Origin of the sequence: Paraglaciecola chathamensis S18K6 (assembly GCA_000314955.1) — a bacterium.
Lineage (GTDB): Bacteria > Pseudomonadota > Gammaproteobacteria > Enterobacterales > Alteromonadaceae > Paraglaciecola > Paraglaciecola chathamensis.
In genome coordinates this window covers 56,879-75,901 of record BAEM01000003.1, presented here as the reverse complement: position 1 = coordinate 75,901, position 19,023 = coordinate 56,879, and the positions used below count along the sequence as shown (strand labels likewise).

Sequence of the window (19,023 nt, the reverse complement as noted above, 5' to 3'; positions counted from 1 at the left end):
AGACGGTCACTTATTAATGCGGATTGGTATAACCTGAAGGCAAATCTGTTTATAATTTTTTTACCTAATGGAGGGTAAATAAAATCTACTTTCACCGAGTGGTAAATTATTCCTTGAGCCTTGTCTGTTGAGTGCGCAATTGGATGAGACTTCTTCGGTGGATAGTTTTAAATACTTGCAAGTTGTATAGGTGTTCTTTTTAGTTTGGCGTTTTTATCTCACGGAGTGAAGCATATGAAAAGCAAGTATTTATTTAGCGTTATAGTGTTACTAAGCTCTCTGCCTGTGTTGGCAAAGCAACATCACAATCATCACGACAAAAACGAATGGCAAACCATACCGGTGGCATCTCAAATGGAGATAATTGATCCAAGTGGCCAGTCAAAAACAATCACGCCCTCTTGCGCGTTTGAAACTGTACCAAATCCACTTGACGGAACGCCGCTAGACAATTCATTTCAGTTCTATTTTAAGCAAGGTAAAAGCAAGAACGTGTTGGTTTATTTTAACGGTGGCGGCTCTTGTTGGAATGATGCCACTTGCGTAGCCTCGTTAGCACTTGAAGCCGTAGAAGGTGACCGTCCTACGTATAACCCCTCCATATTACAAGAGAACTCGCCAGTCGACGCCGGTGGTGTTTTTGATGACAGCAATCGTAGGAACCCGTTTAAAGATTGGAGCAAAGTCTTTATTCCCTATTGCACGGGGGATCTTCATGCTGGCTCAAGCGAAGTGGTATACACGGATGTAGATGGCAGTATTACTGGTTTTCCAGGTGCACCCGTGCCGGTGAAACACAAGGGGTTTGATAACTTTTTGGCCGTACAAGACTGGATGAAAACGCATTTTAAAGGGCGTAGCCGGCATAAAAATGCTATCGATAAAATGCTGGTCACAGGCTCCAGTGCTGGTGGCTACGGGGCGACACTGAATTTCCCTTATTTACAAGCTGCATTTCCTCGGTCCGAGGCTATGTTATTTGCTGATGCCTCTGCATCCATTGTATCAGAGGGGTTTGTTGACGACGTATTTCGTAGTGGTAGCCCGTGGAACTTTGAAAATACCCTGCCGACAATTTTTAGAAGTGGGCTGGGAACTTATACCGCGGCGGACTTGAATGTCGATTTATTCCAGCGTTTGTCTTATCGCTACCCGAGAAGTCGCTTTGCACAATACACAACGGAATTTGATGGAGTGCAGGTGCTTTTCAATAAAGTCATGGATCAAATCGATCAAGGCAATACCAACCCGTTCACTTGGGCTTTGCAACCTAGTGATTATCTGTACTTTACTGATTGGAATGCCCGCATGACTGCCTCTTTTGGGCAGATTGCCGATACCACACGCAATTATCAGTATTACATCGGTGAAGGCTCAATTCACACCATACTCACGGATGACTTTGCTACCGAAGCGCAATCCCATCCGTTTTATGATGAGCAAAGTGCCCAAGGGGTGAGATTCACAAGCTGGCTTAACTATTTTGTTAATGCTAGGTGGTTCTATCCAATCAGTTTGGCCTATGAAGCCCAATAGAAAATAGCATTAAACAGTTGCTGCTTTAGAATTAGTCACCACAGGTTAACAGTAGATCCGTGGTGATTATCTTGGCTGCTTGACACAATTTTAGCCCTTTTCGCTTTATCGTTATAATCAGATGCTATTCAGGATATTTTGCCAATTTGTACATAAAACTTTCATAAAAATGACACCCACTCACAAAAACGCATATCGCGTTACATTAAATGCCTATTTTTCAGGGTTATTTCCCCCAAGTTGCTGTTTTTAGCCCAGCCTTACCGCTATACTATGCGCCGCATTTAAAAGCGATAAAGAAAGCATTAGTTAAAATTTAAAGGAAAATAATGACTCCTATTACTAAATCATTTCAGTATGGTCAGCATACTGTCACGCTAGAAACGGGCGTAATCGCTCGTCAAGCAACCGCTGCTGTTATGGCAAGCATGGACGACACATCAGTGTTGGTTTCTGTTGTTGGTAAAAAAGACACCAAGCCAGGCCAAGACTTCTTCCCATTAACGGTTAACTACCAAGAAAGAACGTACGCTGCGGGTAAAATCCCAGGTGGTTTCTTCAAGCGTGAAGGTCGCCCTTCTGAATACGAAACACTTACGTCTCGTTTGATTGACCGTCCAATTCGTCCATTATTCCCTGACGGGTTTATGAACGAAGTACAAATCATAGTGACGGTTGTTTCAGCTAACCCTGAAATTCCAACTGACATAATCTCGCTAATCGGAACGTCTGCTGCCCTTGCTATCTCAGGTATGCCTTTCAATGGTCCTGTTGGTGCTGCGCGTGTTGGTTACACTGATGGTCAATATGTACTTAATACACGTACTTCTGAGCTTGAAACTAGCCAGCTAGACCTAGTAGTTGCCGGTACTAAAGGCGCAGTATTGATGGTTGAGTCGGAAGCTGAAGTCTTATCTGAAGACGTGATGCTAGGCGCCGTAATGTATGGTCATGAGCAAATGCAAACCGTTGTTAATGCAGTGACTGAATTTGCTGCTGAAGTTAACACGCCTAAGTGGGATTGGGTTGCTGAGCCTGCTAACGTCACACTAAAAGACAAAATTAAAGCACTTGCTGAAACAGAAATGACAGAGGCGTATCAAATCTCTGACAAAATGGCACGTAAAGACGCGATTGTTGCACTAACAGATAAAACCGTTGCTGCTATCGTTGAAGCTGATGAAGAACAAGATGCAAAAGAAGTATCTGAGTTATTACATGAGCTTGAAAGTGACGTAGTACGTTCACGTATTCTTGCTGGTCAGCCGCGTATCGATGGTCGTGACCCTGCGATGATCCGTGCACTTGACGTAGCGACGGGCATTTTGCCCCGTACCCACGGTTCTGCTTTGTTTACACGTGGTGAAACGCAAGCAATCGTAGCTGCTACATTAGGCACAGAGCGTGACGCACAGATGATTGACGGCCTAAACGGTAAAGTGGATAGCCGATTCATGTTGCATTACAACTTCCCTCCATACTGTGTAGGCGAAACTGGTTTTGTTGGTTCACCTAAGCGTCGTGAAATCGGCCACGGTCGTCTAGCAAAACGCGGTATTCAAGCGGTTATGCCGTCTGAAAAAGAATTCCCGTACGTAGTGCGTGTGGTGTCTGAAATCACTGAATCAAACGGTTCGTCTTCAATGGCATCAGTTTGTGGTACGTCTTTGGCATTGATGGATGCGGGTGTTCCAATTAAGGCATCAGTAGCTGGTATTGCTATGGGTCTTGTGAAAAACGATGAAAACTTCGTTGTTCTTTCTGACATCTTGGGTGACGAAGATCACCTTGGTGACATGGACTTTAAAGTAGCGGGTACCACTGAAGGTATTACTGCGCTTCAAATGGATATCAAAATCGAAGGTATCACTCAAGAAATCATGCAAGTTGCTCTGAAACAAGCAAAAGAAGCGCGTTTGCATATTCTAGGTGTGATGGACCAAGCGATTTCTGGTCACCGTGATGAAATGTCTGAATTCGCTCCGCGTATTTACACATTGAAAATCGACCAAGATAAAATCCGTGACGTGATTGGTAAAGGTGGCGCGATGATCCGTGCTATTACTGAAGCATCTGACACTAACATCGAAATCGAAGATGATGGCACAATCAAAATCTTCGCTACCGAGCGTGCAAAAGCGGACATCGCTATCAGCAAAATTGAGCAAGTCACCGCTGATGTTGAAGCAGGTAAAACCTACGAAGGTAAAGTAACACGTATCGTTGATTTCGGTGCATTCGTTGAAATTTTACCGGGTAAAGAAGGTCTAGTTCACATTTCACAAATCGCTCATGAGCGTGTGAATAAAGTGGCTGACCATCTTAGCGAAGGTCAAATCATTAACGTTAAAGTGATGGAAATTGACCGTCAGAACCGTGTTCGTTTGAGCATCAAAGAATTGCTAGAAAAGCCAGCAGCACCCGCTGAAGGCAACGAGTAATCGTTTAGCAAAATAGCGTGGTAAGTTGCTTTAGCAACAATACTGCGCTAACGAGATTTAAAAAGGGAGCCATCGGCTCCTTTTTTATTGCTTGGTGTAAAAGGTTATGAAATGAGAAGTATATGGATGCTAGCGAATCACTTGCTCTAGTGTATGGGATTGCCCTGGCAATACTTGCTGGCCTTGCGTAACAGCCGTTTCAACGCACAACATATTTTTATAGCCCTGGTCTTCCATATCCTGCATGCTTTTTGATTTATCAGCCCATGGGTTCCATACGACTATGCTGTCGTGGCCGTTTGACTGAATATGGGTTTTAATATTCCCTGAGACAATTGTTAGCGACTCAGGTGTAACTAAGTGCACTCGGTCCGTTTCTTCATTAAACGTGTAGGGGATAGGGGTGCTGATACGCTGATAATCTTGCAGTTTATCTAAATAATCACCGTCTAAACCAGTTAATTCACAATGGTTAATATCATCAATGTTGAAATAAGTGTGTAATGCACTGGTATAACTGAGTGGCTCGCTGCCCGTGTTTTCAGTGACCAATTGAATGCGCAATTCTCGTCCTATGAACAAGACTAAGCTCAATTGTGTTTCACCTTCAAAACCGTCTCCTTGTGTTGTACTCGGCTTGAGTCGAATGACCGTTTGCTCAGGTTCATCCGCGCAATCTACCACATGCCAGTTTTGGGTACGCACGTAACCATGAGAAGCTAAACCACTTTCAGATGCGTGAGCGCCGAACCAAGGCCAACAAATTGGGATCCCGCCCCTTATTGGATGCTGGCCGTCGAGCATGGCTTCTTTGCTTAACCAAAGTCGTTGCACATTGTCGTGTTTAGGAATGAAGCTGAGAACATGGCCGCCGAATAAAGAGATAGTCGCATGGGCATGATCGTTATCGATGATCAGCATTTCGATATCATCTTGTGGAAGTAAAGATGCGGTTTTACATAGGTGCATAAAGAGAGACCCTTAAGATCAAAAAAAAGCAGTCACCTAGTGTAGATGACTGCCTTTTTACAATAAAGTGATATGAACTTATTTGCTGATGTGAGCAACCAAATCCAATACTTTGTTTGAATAACCGATTTCGTTATCGTACCAAGATACCAACTTCACAAAAGTGTCAGTAAGTGCAATACCAGCAGTGGCATCGAATACTGAGGTGCGGGTATCACCGATAAAGTCTTGCGATACCACAGCATCTTCTGTGTAACCCATGATCCCTTTAAGTTCACCTTCAGACGCTGACTTCATTGCTGCGCAAATTTGCTCGTATGTAGCCGGTTTTGCTAGGTTTACGGTTAAATCAACCACTGAAACGTCAGCAGTAGGTACGCGGAATGCCATACCAGTCAATTTACCGTTAAGCTCAGGGATAACTTTACCCACTGCTTTTGCAGCACCAGTAGATGAAGGAATGATGTTTTGAGACGCACCGCGTCCACCACGCCAATCTTTGGCTGAAGGGCCATCAACGGTTTTTTGCGTTGCAGTTGTTGCGTGTACTGTGGTCATAAGGCCGTCAACGATACCGAAGTTGTCGTTAAGTACTTTAGCCAATGGCGCCAAGCAGTTGGTGGTACAAGATGCATTTGAAACAACTTCTTGTCCCGCGTAAGTGTCATGGTTAACACCCATAACAAACATAGGTGTGTCATCTTTAGATGGCGCAGAAAGCACCACTTTTTTGGCACCGGCGGTAATGTGTTTACGAGCAGTTTCGTCAGTTAAAAACAAACCAGTTGCTTCAACGACTACTTCAGCTTGAATGGCGTCCCATGCAAGTGCCGCAGGGTCACGCTCTGCAGTCACACGAATAGTTTTACCGTTGACGATAAGTTGTCCGTCTTGAACTTCAACAGTACCTTTAAATTGACCGTGTGTTGAGTCGTATTTCAACATATACGCCATGTATTCTGCGTCTAACAAATCGTTAATACCGACTACTTCGATATCGCTGCGCTCACATGCTGCGCGAAAAACAAATCTACCAATACGGCCAAAACCGTTGATACCAATTTTAATAGTCATATATACATCCTCTAAACGGGTCGTAAGTTCGAACTCTAATTAAGCTGAATCAGCTTAATTGTGAAATATAATTACGAAATTATGGACTAAATGGATAAATAAGGCAAAATAATCGCTTAAAAATGTTATTTTGTTACAGATTTATTTAATGCAAACGTATTCAACTTCGCCTTGCGACACGTTTAGCTAATAATAGTCGGCTGAAAATAGTCTCCATTTATAGGAATCAAACGTTAATGACATCTTCATTGATTGATCAGCTTGTAGAACATCGCGGTATCGAATCAAATTACACCGATGCTTGGGGCAAGCCTGCGACTATCGAGTCGACCGTAAAGAAAAAATTACTGAACGTGATGGGATACAAGGTAGACGATCAAGCTGCTTTAGAAGAGCAGGTTAAACAGGGCATGATAAAAGATTGGTTAACTCCGTTAAATCCTGTTCATGTTCAGCGTAATAATGATGCCCTTTCATTTTTTGTTCGTTTGCCAATTGAATTGGTGACAGACGAATATACTGCCCAGATAACGCTAGAAAGTGGTGACGTTCAGCGCGTCACCTTTGAACCCATTGAGGGTGAGTTAGTCAATGTGAATCATATTGATGAAATAGAGTTTCATGAATATTTTATCTCGATTGAATGTAACTTGCCGTTGGGTTATCACACTCTTGCCTTAGTTGTGGATGATGAGTCACTCAGTGAAATGCGGGTGATTATTGCCCCTGATGCCTGTTATCAGCCACAAACTTTGGTTGACGGGAATAAAGTGTGGGGGCTAAGTGTGCAGTTATATTGTGTGCGCAGCGACCATAATTGGGGGATAGGGGACTTTAGTGATCTTGCTTATCTAACCGCTGAAGCCGCCAAAACGGGTGCAGATTTTATCGGACTAAACCCCATTCATTCTCTTTATCCGGCTAATCCAGGAGCATGCAGCCCGTATGGCCCGTCCTCGCGTCGTTGGCTGAACTTCATTTATATCGATGTCACCGCAATTGATGGCTTTCATCAACCAAGCGTACAGGCGATTGTGAATCAAGTTGATTTTAAAGAGTCTATTGATCACGCTCGCGCAGCGGACTTAGTAGATTATCCCAGCGTAACAAAGCTTAAGCTCGACGCCCTAAGCGCTGTTTTTGATTGGCAGGCTCAACAGTATTTGAGCAAGAATACGCAACAAAACCGCTCCTTTAAAGCATTCATAGAGCAAGGCGGTGAAAGTCTGCAGACTATTGCTGTATATGATGCACTGCAAGAAGACTTAGCCAGTAAAGGAAAGGCCTCTTGGGGCTGGCCGGTATTCCCTGATGAATATGCGGATTTTGATTCTCCCGCTGTGGCTAAATTCGCAAAAGCGAATGCCAAACGCGTGCAATTCTTCTTGTGGTTACAATGGCAAGCGGCATTGCAGTTTGAAAAAGCGAATAAAGTCGCTCTAGAGCACAAGATGCAAATTGGTCTATACCGTGATTTGGCCGTCGGGGTGAGTGAAGGCAGTGCTGAGATTTGGGGAAATAAAGCCTTGTACTGCACTGATGCCAGTGTTGGCGCGCCACCAGACATTTTAGGTCCTCTTGGCCAGACGTGGGGGTTGCCGCCGATGGATCCTCTCAAGCTATATGAGCAGGCTTATCAGCCTATCATTGATTTGTTTAGTTCGAATATGCATGCCACGGGCGCATTACGTATCGATCACGTGATGGCCTTATTGCGTTTGTGGTGGGTACCCAAAGGTGATAGCGCCAAGCAAGGCGGCTATGTTTATTATCCAGTGGATGATTTGTTAGCCATTCTAGCGCTGGAGAGCCATCGTAATCAGGCTATGGTAATCGGTGAAGATTTAGGTACTGTACCAGAAGAAATCCGCGAAAAACTGGCTGATAATGGCGTGTATTCGTACCGTGTGTTCTTTTTCGAGCAAGCTAAAGACGGCGGTTTTTTCTCACCAAGTCATTATCCTGTGCAGTCAATGTCTACGTTGACCACGCACGATATGCCTACCTTAAATGGCTTCTGGCACTGCGATGACTTGCAATTGGGTAAGACCTTGGGTTTGTATCCAACAGAAGAGATACTTGCAAGCTTGTACCAGAGCAGACATGATAACAAACAGGCCATCTTAGATACCTTACATGGACACGGTTCTATTTCTGAGGAGATCAGTCGTGATGTCAATCAGGTAGGGATGACCAAGGCATTAAATTTTGGTATGCAAACTCATATGGCGAGCGGTTCAAGTTCCCTATTGAGTTTGCAACTAGAAGACTGGTTAGAAATGGACGAACCCGTTAACATTCCAGGTACGTTCAATGAATACCCAAATTGGCAACGTAAGCTTTCACATAGTTTACAGGATATTTTTGCTAACAGTGAGCTGCAGTCACTCGCTCACCGCTTGACCGAGGTAAGACGTCAAGCAAAACAATAATATAATCTAGGCGGCCTGTATGTCAGGCCGCCAACACTGCAAGGCGGCACAATGCAAATAGAAACACAGCTTCAACGCGCTCAATGTACCCTTCCTTTTTCCCACTTAGGTGTTAAAAAAACTAACAAAACGTTTTCCATCACAGCTTGGGTGCCCAATGCCAGTGAAATAAGTGTGGTTGATTTATCCACTGAAAAGGTCATAGGTAAACTTAAAAGGCAAGGCAAGAGCGATCTGTTTAGTGCTGAGTTTACTAAAGGCAAGCCCCCAGCAGTCTATGCCTTCGAGGTAAAAAACGCTCAAGATACGTATCGCATCATTGACCCGTACCAATTTCAAGAACAAGCCTTTCATGCCGTGCATTTTGTCGACCACCTGCCAAAAAATGTCTATCAACAGTTGGGTGCACAATTAATTGAATTAGATGTTGGTTTGAAAAACGCTGTTTCTGCCACTCGATTTGCCGTGTTTGCTCCGAATGCAAGTGCGGTATCGGTTATCGGTGATTTTAATTACTGGGATGGTTCATGTTTACCCATGCAAAAAACCGATTTTGGTTATTGGGTACTGGTGGTTCCAGGCGTGAAAGCTGGTGATAAATACAAGTACCAAATCAAAGATGGACAGGGGAATGAGCTACCCCATAAAGCCGATCCTGTTGGTTTTTATGCTGATCAATATCCATCTCATGCGTCTGTTGTGTTTGATCATGAGCAATACCAATGGAATGACAGTCAATGGCAGCAACAAGTTCAGGGCGATAAGTATGCGCAAGCCATGAGTATCTATGAAGTTCACTTAGGCTCATGGAAGCGCCCCGACAGCCAGTCAGGGGAAACGTTTTTAACCTATCGCGAGCTGGTCAACGAGCTTATTCCTTATGTAAAAGATATGGGGTATACCCATTTAGAGCTTCTGCCTATTTCTGAGTTTCCCTTCGATGGTTCTTGGGGTTATCAGCCCGTTGGTTTATTTGCTCCGACGAGTCGTTTTGGTGGGCCTGATGACTTCAAATACTTTGTCGATCAGTGTCACCAAAATGGTATTGGCGTGATCATTGATTGGGTACCAGCGCACTTCCCAGAGGACGGCCATGGCTTGGCGCGCTTTGATGGTTCTCATGTCTACGAATATGAAGACCCGCGCAAGGGCTGGCACCCAGATTGGAACTCGTGTATTTATGATTTTGGTAAAGATACCGTGCGCCAATTTTTGGTCGCCAATGCGTTATTCTGGTTAGACAAGTACCACATTGATGGCCTTCGTGTTGATGCGGTGGCATCTATGCTGTATTTGGATTATTCACGAGAGGACGGTGAGTGGGTGCCCAACGTCGATGGTGGTAATCATAACTACGAAGCGATCAGTTTACTCCAGTGGATGAACAAAGAAGTCTATTCTCACTATCCGAATGCCATGACCATAGCCGAGGAATCTACTTCATTTGCGAAAGTGTCCCGTCCGGTATTTGAAGGAGGTTTAGGCTTTGGTTTTAAATGGAATATGGGCTGGATGCATGACTCGCTGCACTATATTTCAAAAGATCCTTCTTATCGTCGCTATCACCATGGTGAAATGACATTTTCGATGGTGTATGCATTTGATGAAAGTTTTGTATTGCCCATTTCTCACGATGAAGTGGTGCATGGTAAAGGCTCGCTACTGCGTAAAATGCCTGGTGATGAATGGCAACAAGCGGCAAATCTGCGCTGTTATGCAGCATTTATGTATGCTCACCCAGGTAAAAAACTCAATTTTATGGGCAATGAAATAGGCCAATCAGCAGAGTGGAACCATGACAGCTCAGTCAATTGGCATTTGCTGGAGTTTGACAAGCATAGTGGTATACAAGCGCTCTATCGTGATTTAAATCAGATTTATACTCAGTACCCTGCGTTGCACGAGCTGGACCACGATTACCGTGGTTTTGAGTGGATAGATCATGAAAATGCTGAGCAAAGTACTTTGGTCATGTTGCGCCAATCAAAAGATGCTAAGCAGCAATTGTATGCAGCTAGCAATTTTACTCCTGTTCCACGTACCAACTTTAGATTTGGCGTGAAAGCGTTGGGCGAATACAGCGTGTTATTGAATACAGATGACAAACAATATTGGGGTAGTGGCCACAGCTTGAATAAAACCGTCAAGGCCGAAGCAGTGCCATGGAACAATCAAGCGTATTCTATTAGTGTGTCATTACCGCCGTTGGCAACGATATTTATTTTGTATAAGGGTAAGTAAACCATGACAGCAGTTAATTATCGAGTTCAGTCGGGTAGTGCTTTGTTTTTAGGAGCCGTGCTTGATGAGGGAGGATGTAATTTTGCGGTTCATTGTCCTAATGCTGATTCGGTTAAGCTTTGTCTTTTTAGCGAAAAGGACGAAGAGCAAATTGCTATTATCGACATGCCCGCAAAAACAGGCAAGGTATGGCATTGTTACGTAGAGGGCATTCAGGCAGGGCAGTTATACGGGTATCGTACATCAGGGGCTGATCATGATGCGTCAGGTTCGCGCTTTTTGCCTGAGAAATTATTAATTGACCCATACGCGAAAGCCCTTAGTCGTCCCATGTTTTGGGATGCTAAGTTATACGCTGGCGATAGCCAAAAAATGGTGGCTAAAAGCGTTGTTGTTGCAAACTCAGGTAAGCAAGAGCGTCCCGCGAAACCGAATACGCCGCTTGATCACACCATACTCTATGAAGCGCATGTTAAAGGCATGACGGCGCAGCACCCAGACGTACCGACAAAATTGCAGGGTACCTACTTAGGTATGTGCCAGCCGTGTATTATTGAGCATTTGAAAGACTTAGGGATCAGTGCAGTACAATTAATGCCTGTGGCAGCCTTTATGCCCGAGCCATACATTACCAATAAAGGTTTGACTAATTATTGGGGCTACAACCCAATCAATTATTTTAGTCCCGAGCCAAGGTATGTTATCGATGATGCTATCGCAGAATTTAAAACCATGGTCGACTGCTATCACGAAGCGGGCATCGAGATCATACTGGACGTGGTGTTTAATCATACCGCTGAAGGCGGCTTAGACGGGCCAGTGCTGTCTTTTAAAGGACTAGATAACTCGTCTTTTTACCTGTTTGAGCGCAACGAATACGGCGCGATTGACTACAACAAATTTGTCAACAATTCAGGCTGTGGTAATAGTGTTAATACTGCCTTTCCTTATGTACTCAAAATGGTTATGGATGCCTTACGTTATTGGGTGCAAGAAATGGGAGTGGATGGATTCCGCTTCGATTTAGCGGCGAGTTTGGGTCGCGACCCTTATGAGTTTTCAGCCCTGTCTGGTTTCTTTAGAACTATTCGTCAAGATCCAGTGCTGCTCGGCTGCAAGTTAATTGCAGAGCCTTGGGATATTGGTCATGGTGGATATCGCCTAGGTCAGTTTCCGTCAAATTGGTTGGAATGCAACGACAAATATCGCGATACCGTGCGGGCATTTTGGCGCGGTGATAAAGGCACTACCAGTGACTTTGCCACGCGTTTACTTGGCTCTCGAGACGTTTTTCCAAAAGAAAGCCGTTCGATATTAACCTCGGTAAATAACGTTAGCTACCACGACGGCTTTACGCTCCAGGATATGGTGAGTTATCAAGAGCGTCATAATGAAGCAAATGGTGAGCAAAACCGCGACGGTCATGGGCATAATTTATCGGCCAATTATGGGGTAGAGGGTCCCACAACAGACACCGATATTATTGCCATGCGCGAACAGCAAAAGAGAAATTTATTTACCACCTTATTGCTATCGCAAGGTATTCCCCATGTACTCGGCGGAGATGAGTTAAGTCGCACACAACAGGGTAATAACAATGCCTATTGCCAAGATAATCCCATCAGTTGGTTAGACTGGGACTTAGATGAAAATAAGCGACAGTTTTTAGCGTTTTGTCAGCATGTTATCAATATTCGTAAAGAAAGTGTGTTGCTTCATCACTTGCAACTTCGAGATGATAATTTTGATTTGTCGCACAATGTGGCAAAAATTTATTGGTACCGCCCTGACGGGGCACGAAAACTCGAAGATGATTGGCATGACCCTGATAACCAATGCTTTGCCGTTGAGCTACGGGGTGAAGAATATGAAACCGGTGAAACCACTGAACATTGGCTTATTGTATTTAATGCCAGCGACCATGACGTGCAGTTTAATTGTCCGACTTATGTGCCAAATCAACGTTGGAAATTAACCCTAGATACGCGCTACGCAGACCTGCGTAAGCAACCTGAAGTGGTGGTACAAAATTGCTATAAACAGGCCAGTAACAGTATTTGCCTTTTTAACGCCATATAGGCGGCACGGGGTCACTGCACTGAATGAATCAATAAAATTTTGACTAGAAAAAGCGAAAGTGGCCCCCATATTTATTGCAAACAATGGCAAAGTTTGAGGTAAATTTATGAAGTTAACTGAACAAGAGTGGCGCCAAAGACTAAGTGATGAAGAGTTTCGTGTCACCCGACAAAAAGGAACTGAGCGTCCTTTTACTGGTGAATTACTCAATAATGAGGCGCTAGGTGATTATGTGTGTCGTTGTTGCGGTGAAAAGTTGTTTGATGCTGAGGATAAATTTGATGCGGGTTGTGGTTGGCCTTCATTTTCAGCGCAAAGTGCTGAGAAAAACGTCGAATTCCATCAAGATAATAGCCATGGCATGCAACGCGTTGAAATAGTATGTAAGCATTGTGACGCGCATTTAGGGCATGTGTTCAACGATGGCCCTCAACCTACAGGTGAGCGCTTTTGTGTCAATTCGGCTTCTTTATCGTTCAATAAAAGTACTGAATAACGGCTTGTTAGCGGAAAAATGGAATTAAATAGTCGCAGAACTGAAAAAAACGCATAAATTCACATTTATTTTATGAAAGTTTTTTTCAGTTGTTGCGCGTTTTTTGTACAAAGAATTGCAAGTACCTACAGTAAAAACCTTCTGTCTTCGATATTTTCTATATATACAAATGCCTTATCTTTTAACGCTTCAGTATCGACCGTTGACGGTAATGCGCGTCTTATCTCCGTAAGGCTTATGTTCTGTACATCAAATTCACTCGCAACATAAGCCCATACGTAGGCATCAGCATAGTTTTCCTGTTTAAGGTTTATGGTACTTAAGCTAACAAATATATCTGTGTCTATTTCTTGGTCTTCTGAATACAGAGACAAAGCAGTAAATAAAGCGTGTTTCGCCTTGTCTAAATCAAACTTAACGTAATAAGAAGCGAGCCCTAATTGCAGGCTTGGCGTATTCAGTTTTCCTTGCTTTTCAAGCGCTAAGAAGTGCTTCAATGCCTCTTGTTTTCCAAAGCGAGACCAGTGATAAAGCAGCAAGTGGGGTTCTTTAGAGTTACGCGTTTTATGTATTAGACGGTTTAATTCGCGCTCTGCATTTACGGCTGCTTGTCTGCGTTTGGTTTGCTTTTCTACCTGTACAATATGCTCTATTTGCGCCGCGTTATTAATGCAGACTTTATACTTCTCAAAATCTTCTAATAAATAGTAATCGAGTAACTCACTAGGAGATTGGTCGTAGGCATATCGATGCTTGATAATGCGGCTTTTCTCGGCCAAGCACCAACCATCAGGGTTAAGATCAGCGCAAAATTCGGCGTGTTCTTCACATATTCTAGTGGCCGTCATCGGAAACAATACATCGCACCCCGCGACGGCAAAAATAGACAACAGTACGCCTGCAATTCGCATAAAACCTCTTGTAGTTAATTTACCAATATATTGCCATTTTAGAACACAAATTACTGAATTTAGTAAATTTTCAACAATTTGGCGCATTTACTTCCTTTGATTAGAATAACGGCCCATTTTGCTTTATCCAAGCAATCTCGTCGCTTTTTATGAGCCAACCTACGTTTTTTGAGAGTTTTTAAAGATCATGAATCAACAATCTGAACAAGCATTAATGAGCAGTTGGCAAGAACGTCAAGAATACGCGGAGCGTATGTTGCCGTTACTGGGGAATTTGTATCGCAATAAAGCCGTTGAAATATCAATTTATGGTCGTCCCATGCTTGGGGCTTCAACCATCGACATCATTAAAGCTCACCGTACCGTTCGCCTAAAAGAAGGTACGAAGCTGCGTTTACGCGAGAGCTGGCCTTTACTTGAAGAGTTAAGCAAATTACCGCTTGCGCCTGCGCAAATTGATCTTGGAAAGTTAGCCTATGCATTTCATTTTAAAGATGAACATAAAGGCAAAAGTATCGAGCAATACCTAAAAGAAGAGCTTGCTGATATTTTAGATATTGATGACAGTCATACCGCACAAGATGTCGTACTTTATGGCTTTGGCCGAATCGGACGTTTGTTAGCTCGACTATTGATTGAGCGCCAAGGGAAAACCAATAAATTACGTTTACGGGCGATAGTGGTTCGTGGCGGCAAAGAAGGCGACTTAGAAAAGCGCGCCAGCTTGTTACGCAGAGATTCAGTGCACGGCCCTTTCAATGGCAGCATCACAGTTGATAAAGAGCGCAATGCCATTAAAGCAAATGGCTCATATATTCAGGTCATATACGCTAACGCACCCAGTGAAGTGGATTACAGCAAATATGGCATTGAAAACGCCATTGTCGTGGACAATACCGGTATGTGGCGCGATGAGGCAGGGCTAGGGCAGCACTTAACATCCAAAGGGGTGAAAAAAGTCCTGTTAACGGCTCCGGGTAAAGGCGCAATTAAAAATATCGTTTACGGGGTAAACCAAACCGATATCCAATCGCAAGATACTATTTTGTCTGCAGCAAGCTGCACCACAAATGCGATTACGCCTGTGCTTAAAGCGCTGGATGAAGAATACGGCATTAATGGCGGGCATGTCGAAACGGTGCACTCTTTTACCAATGATCAAAATCTCATTGATAATTTCCATAAAGCGGATCGCCGTGGGCGCAGTGCTGCATTGAATATGGTGATCACTGAAACGGGAGCGGCAAGCGCTGTGGCGAAAGCCTATCCGCAACTTGAGGGTAAGTTAACGGGGAGTTCTATACGCGTTCCTACGCCGAATGTGTCACTGGCTATTTTAAATTTACACTTGTCTCAAGAGACTGATAAGGCACAAATAAATGCCTTCTTACGCGATGTTTCATTGTTTTCACCGCTACAAAATCAAGTGGATTACACCAGCTCAAAAGAAATTGTGTCGACTGATTTAGTAGGTTCGCGAGCTGCATCTGTCGTGGACTCTCAAGCCACAATTGTCGCGGGTAATAGAGCCACTTTGTATGTGTGGTATGACAATGAATTTGGTTATAGCTGCCAAGTATTGCGCGTGGTGCAGGATATGGCGGGTTTGTATTACCCGAATTTACCAAAGGTACAATAATCTTTTTATAACGTAAAAACCGAGTTTCTGAGTGGGCGTGTTACTTTCTTGTTTAGGTAGCACGCCTTTTTTGTATAGGTCTTTTTGTACGGGAAATAAACAATACGTTTTGCTGTGGCAAACAATGTCTCTGACTATCACAGCATGGCTCAGCTTTGCAGGATAAAATGTTGTAATTCTGCTGACAAAAAACAGCGCATCTTTGGCTTTTTAGTCTGACATTATGCTAAATTGACCGCGGTTAAATTAGATGGACAGTTAATGTGAGAATTAGTAGCAATTTTGACAGTGGTAATATTCGCGTTATATCAACGCACAGCGAAAGCGACATTCAGCTCGCAATTAATAAAGACAACCAATCAGACTTTTATCAATGGTTTCATTTTAAATTAGATACCCGCCCTTGGATATCACATCGCCTCACTATTACCGACCTCGAAAAATCAGCGTACCCTGAAGGCTGGAAAAACTACCAAGCCGTTGCATCTTACGATAGACAAGAGTGGTTTCGTGTCGAAACTGAATTTGACGGCAATAACCTTATCATCGAGCATACACCTGAGCAGGGGCAAATCTACTTTGCCTATTTTGCGCCTTATGGTTACGAGCGACATTTAGATTTACTTGCTTGGGCACAAACTAATGATTTGTGTGAAGAGACATTTCTAGGTAACACATTAGATGGCCGAGACATGTCAATGTTGACCATAGGGGAACCCGGTGAAGGGAAAAAGGCAATTTGGATCACTGCACGTCAGCATCCAGGCGAAACCATGGCCGAGTGGCTTGTTGAAGGGCTTTTAGAGCGCTTGTTGGACAAGGATGATGGTCTAGCACGGTTGTTGTTAGATAAAGCGGTCTTCTATGTTGTGCCAAATATGAACCCGGATGGTTCGGTGCGAGGCCATTTACGCACTAACGCTAAAGGAGTTAATTTAAATCGCGAGTGGGCAACGCCGAGTATGGACAACAGCCCAGAAGTATTTTTAGTGATTGAAAAAATGCAGCAAACGGGCGTAGATTTGTTCCTAGATATGCACGGTGATGAAGCGCTACCTTATAATTTTGTCGCCGGTAGTGAAGGCAACCCTAACTACGATGGACGAATAGCACAGCTAGAAAGCACATTTAAAAATGCGTTGTTAACCGCAACGCCTGAGTTTCAGGATGTTTTCGGTTACGATAAAGACGAACCAGGCAAAGCGAATATGACAGTGGCAACTAATGCGATTGCTCATGCGTTTTCGTGCTTGGCGTACACCTTAGAAATGCCGTTTAAAGATAATATTGAAATACCGGATACGGCCTATGGCTGGTCACCTATTCGCTGTAAGCAACTTGGTCAAGACGTACTCGTTGCGATACGTGCGGTGGTAGACGAGCTGCGCTAATCAGCGTATCTGTAAGCTTTATGATCCAACTTAAAATAATAAGATCACAATAATAAAACTATAACGATTAAAAACAAAAAAGTAAGGGGAACAGTGTGGAAGGCTTTCATGATTTATTAAAAATGTTAGATGGAATGCTTGGGGGCGCTTGGTGGTTTCCTTATGTGCTGCTAGGAACAGGTTTGTTTTTTACAATTTACCTTAAATTCCCACAAGTGCGTTTTTTTAAGCACGCTTGGCAAGTGGTAACGGGTAAATATGATAAAAAAAGCTCTGAAGGGGATACCACGCATTTTCGAGCATTAACCACTGCATTATCAGGTACAGTTGGAACGGGGAATATCGGTGGAGTGGCGTTTGCTATCTTCTTAGGCGGCCCAGCGGCACTTTTTTGGATGTGGGCGACCGCGTTCTTCGGTATGACAACAAAGTTTGTTGAGGTGACGTTATCTCATAAATATCGGGTTAAAACAGCTGACGGAACCATGGCAGGCGGCCCAATGTACTACATGGACAGACGCTTAAATATGAAATGGCTTGCTGTCGCGTTCGCGATTGCTACGGTAATCAGTTCCTTTGGTACGGGAAATCTTCCTCAAAGTAATAATATTGCGGCCAGTATTGAGTCAACTTTTGGTTTCGACCCTCTAGTGGTAGGCAGCATCTTAGGTGTATTGCTTGGCTTAGTTATTTTAGGCGGCATTACGCGTATTGCTGCGGTCACCTCTAAAATCGTACCTTTGATGGCATTGATTTACTTGATAGGTGCTATGGCGGTTATCTTCTCAAATCTTGAGAATATTGGGCCTGCTTTTGCGTCTGTTATCGGTGATGTGTTTACCGGCTCTGCGGCGACTGGGGGCTTTTTAGGGGCGACCATTGCTTACGCATTTAACCGAGGCGTAAACCGCGGATTATTCTCGAACGAGGCGGGCCAAGGTTCAGCGCCTATTGCTCACGCAGCGGCGAAAACCGATGAGCCGGTGTCTGAGGGTATGGTGTCTATTTTGGAACCCTTCATTGACACCATTATTATTTGTACTATCACAGGTTTGGTTATTTTGTCGTCAGGGGTGTGGAAAGAAAAGCATCAAAACGTCTTTGACCGCAGTGATATGATGATAGTAGCTGGCACTTACACGGATACGGATGACAGTGATCGCCAAGCCTTGTATGCGTATATCAATGATCTTAATACCTCAACCGTCGAGCCTTTTAATGGCGAGATTCAAATCGTTAATGGTAAATCCATTAGCAGTGGCTATACGTTATTGAACGCACGCTCAGTAGCTGAAGAGGTTAAATTTACTTTCGGTGAAGATGAAGATTTATTCACTGGTAAATTGAAAGTCGTTGATGGTGGCCTGATTAAAGACAACATAGTCGTCTCGGGTAAGTCGCTGATCCATTCAGCGAGTCTTACGGCTCTGGCATTTACCAAAGGGTTCTTTGGTGAATCAGGAAAATACATTGTATCGATTGGCTTGTTATTGTTCGCGTTTTCAACGGCGATAGCGTGGTCCTATTACGGTGACCGCGCGATGACCTATTTATTAGGGCCGCGATCAGTCATGCCATATCGAGTGGTGTACGTATTCGCCTTTGTTTGGGCGGCCGTATCAGATACCACTTTGGTATGGACACTTTCTGCCGTCGCCATAGTCGTAATGACATTACCGAACTTATTAGGCATATTTTTACTGCGTAAAGAAATGAAAGAATCAGTCAATCAATACTGGGATGATTTTAAGAAAGAACATAAATCGTAATTAGTGTGATAGTGCACCAAGCGCGGCATTGTCCGCGCTTTTGCG

At 43.8% G+C, this 19,023-nt stretch carries 12 protein-coding genes; 9 read left to right on the top strand and 3 right to left on the bottom strand.

The window, feature by feature from the left end:
- Window positions 1–234: 234 nt before the first annotated feature.
- Both GCHA_RS00625 and pnp read left to right on the top strand, forming a co-directional pair.
- The gene (locus GCHA_RS00625; protein ID WP_007984022.1) at window positions 235–1,536 is read left to right on the top strand and encodes a pectin acetylesterase-family hydrolase; all 1,302 of its coding nucleotides are present in this window, start codon (window positions 235–237) and stop codon (window positions 1,534–1,536) included.
- Between the two features lie 329 nt (window positions 1,537–1,865).
- A complete protein-coding gene (gene pnp / locus GCHA_RS00620; RefSeq protein ID WP_007984021.1) occupies window positions 1,866–3,977 on the top strand; it encodes a polyribonucleotide nucleotidyltransferase in 2,112 nt (703 codons plus the stop codon).
- Window positions 3,978–4,106: 129 nt separating this feature from the next.
- On the opposite strand, the gene GCHA_RS00615 is transcribed toward pnp, so the two are convergent.
- A complete protein-coding gene (locus tag GCHA_RS00615; RefSeq protein WP_007984020.1) occupies window positions 4,107–4,946 on the bottom strand; it encodes a D-hexose-6-phosphate mutarotase in 840 nt (279 codons plus the stop codon).
- Between the two features lie 78 nt (window positions 4,947–5,024).
- The gene (gene gap, locus GCHA_RS00610) at window positions 5,025–6,020 is read right to left on the bottom strand and encodes a type I glyceraldehyde-3-phosphate dehydrogenase (RefSeq protein WP_007984019.1); all 996 of its coding nucleotides are present in this window, start codon (window positions 6,018–6,020) and stop codon (window positions 5,025–5,027) included.
- A gap of 236 nt (window positions 6,021–6,256) precedes the next feature.
- Between gap and malQ the strand changes: the two genes are divergently transcribed.
- From malQ to msrB, 4 genes are all read left to right on the top strand, one after another.
- Window positions 6,257–8,452 carry a 4-alpha-glucanotransferase gene (gene malQ, locus GCHA_RS00605; RefSeq protein ID WP_007984018.1) on the top strand — a complete coding sequence of 732 codons (2,196 nt, stop codon included), beginning with the start codon at window positions 6,257–6,259 and terminating at the stop codon, window positions 8,450–8,452.
- 51 nt (window positions 8,453–8,503) lie between these two features.
- Window positions 8,504–10,693: a 1,4-alpha-glucan branching protein GlgB gene (gene glgB / locus GCHA_RS00600; protein WP_007984017.1), complete on the top strand. Its 2,190-nt coding sequence runs from the start codon at window positions 8,504–8,506 to the stop codon at window positions 10,691–10,693.
- A 3-nt stretch (window positions 10,694–10,696) separates the two neighbouring features.
- A complete protein-coding gene (glgX, locus tag GCHA_RS00595) occupies window positions 10,697–12,772 on the top strand; it encodes a glycogen debranching protein GlgX (protein WP_007984016.1) in 2,076 nt (691 codons plus the stop codon).
- 106 nt (window positions 12,773–12,878) lie between these two features.
- Window positions 12,879–13,268 carry a peptide-methionine (R)-S-oxide reductase MsrB gene (gene msrB, locus GCHA_RS00590; protein ID WP_007984015.1) on the top strand — a complete coding sequence of 130 codons (390 nt, stop codon included), beginning with the start codon at window positions 12,879–12,881 and terminating at the stop codon, window positions 13,266–13,268.
- Between the two features lie 125 nt (window positions 13,269–13,393).
- On the opposite strand, the gene GCHA_RS00585 is transcribed toward msrB, so the two are convergent.
- Window positions 13,394–14,266: a DUF2989 domain-containing protein gene (locus GCHA_RS00585; protein WP_007984014.1), complete on the bottom strand. Its 873-nt coding sequence runs from the start codon at window positions 14,264–14,266 to the stop codon at window positions 13,394–13,396.
- A gap of 100 nt (window positions 14,267–14,366) precedes the next feature.
- On the opposite strand from GCHA_RS00585, the gene GCHA_RS00580 reads away from it, so the two are divergent.
- The 3 genes from GCHA_RS00580 to GCHA_RS00570 all read left to right on the top strand — a co-directional run bounded on the left by GCHA_RS00580 (window position 14,367) and on the right by GCHA_RS00570 (window position 18,978).
- The gene (locus GCHA_RS00580; protein ID WP_007984013.1) at window positions 14,367–15,818 is read left to right on the top strand and encodes a glyceraldehyde-3-phosphate dehydrogenase; all 1,452 of its coding nucleotides are present in this window, start codon (window positions 14,367–14,369) and stop codon (window positions 15,816–15,818) included.
- A 263-nt stretch (window positions 15,819–16,081) separates the two neighbouring features.
- Window positions 16,082–17,209, top strand: a complete 1,128-nt coding sequence (locus tag GCHA_RS00575) for a M14 family metallopeptidase (protein WP_007984011.1) — start codon at window positions 16,082–16,084, stop codon at window positions 17,207–17,209.
- A gap of 95 nt (window positions 17,210–17,304) precedes the next feature.
- A complete protein-coding gene (locus GCHA_RS00570; RefSeq protein WP_007984010.1) occupies window positions 17,305–18,978 on the top strand; it encodes an alanine/glycine:cation symporter family protein in 1,674 nt (557 codons plus the stop codon).
- The last annotated feature ends 45 nt before the right edge of the window (window positions 18,979–19,023 follow it).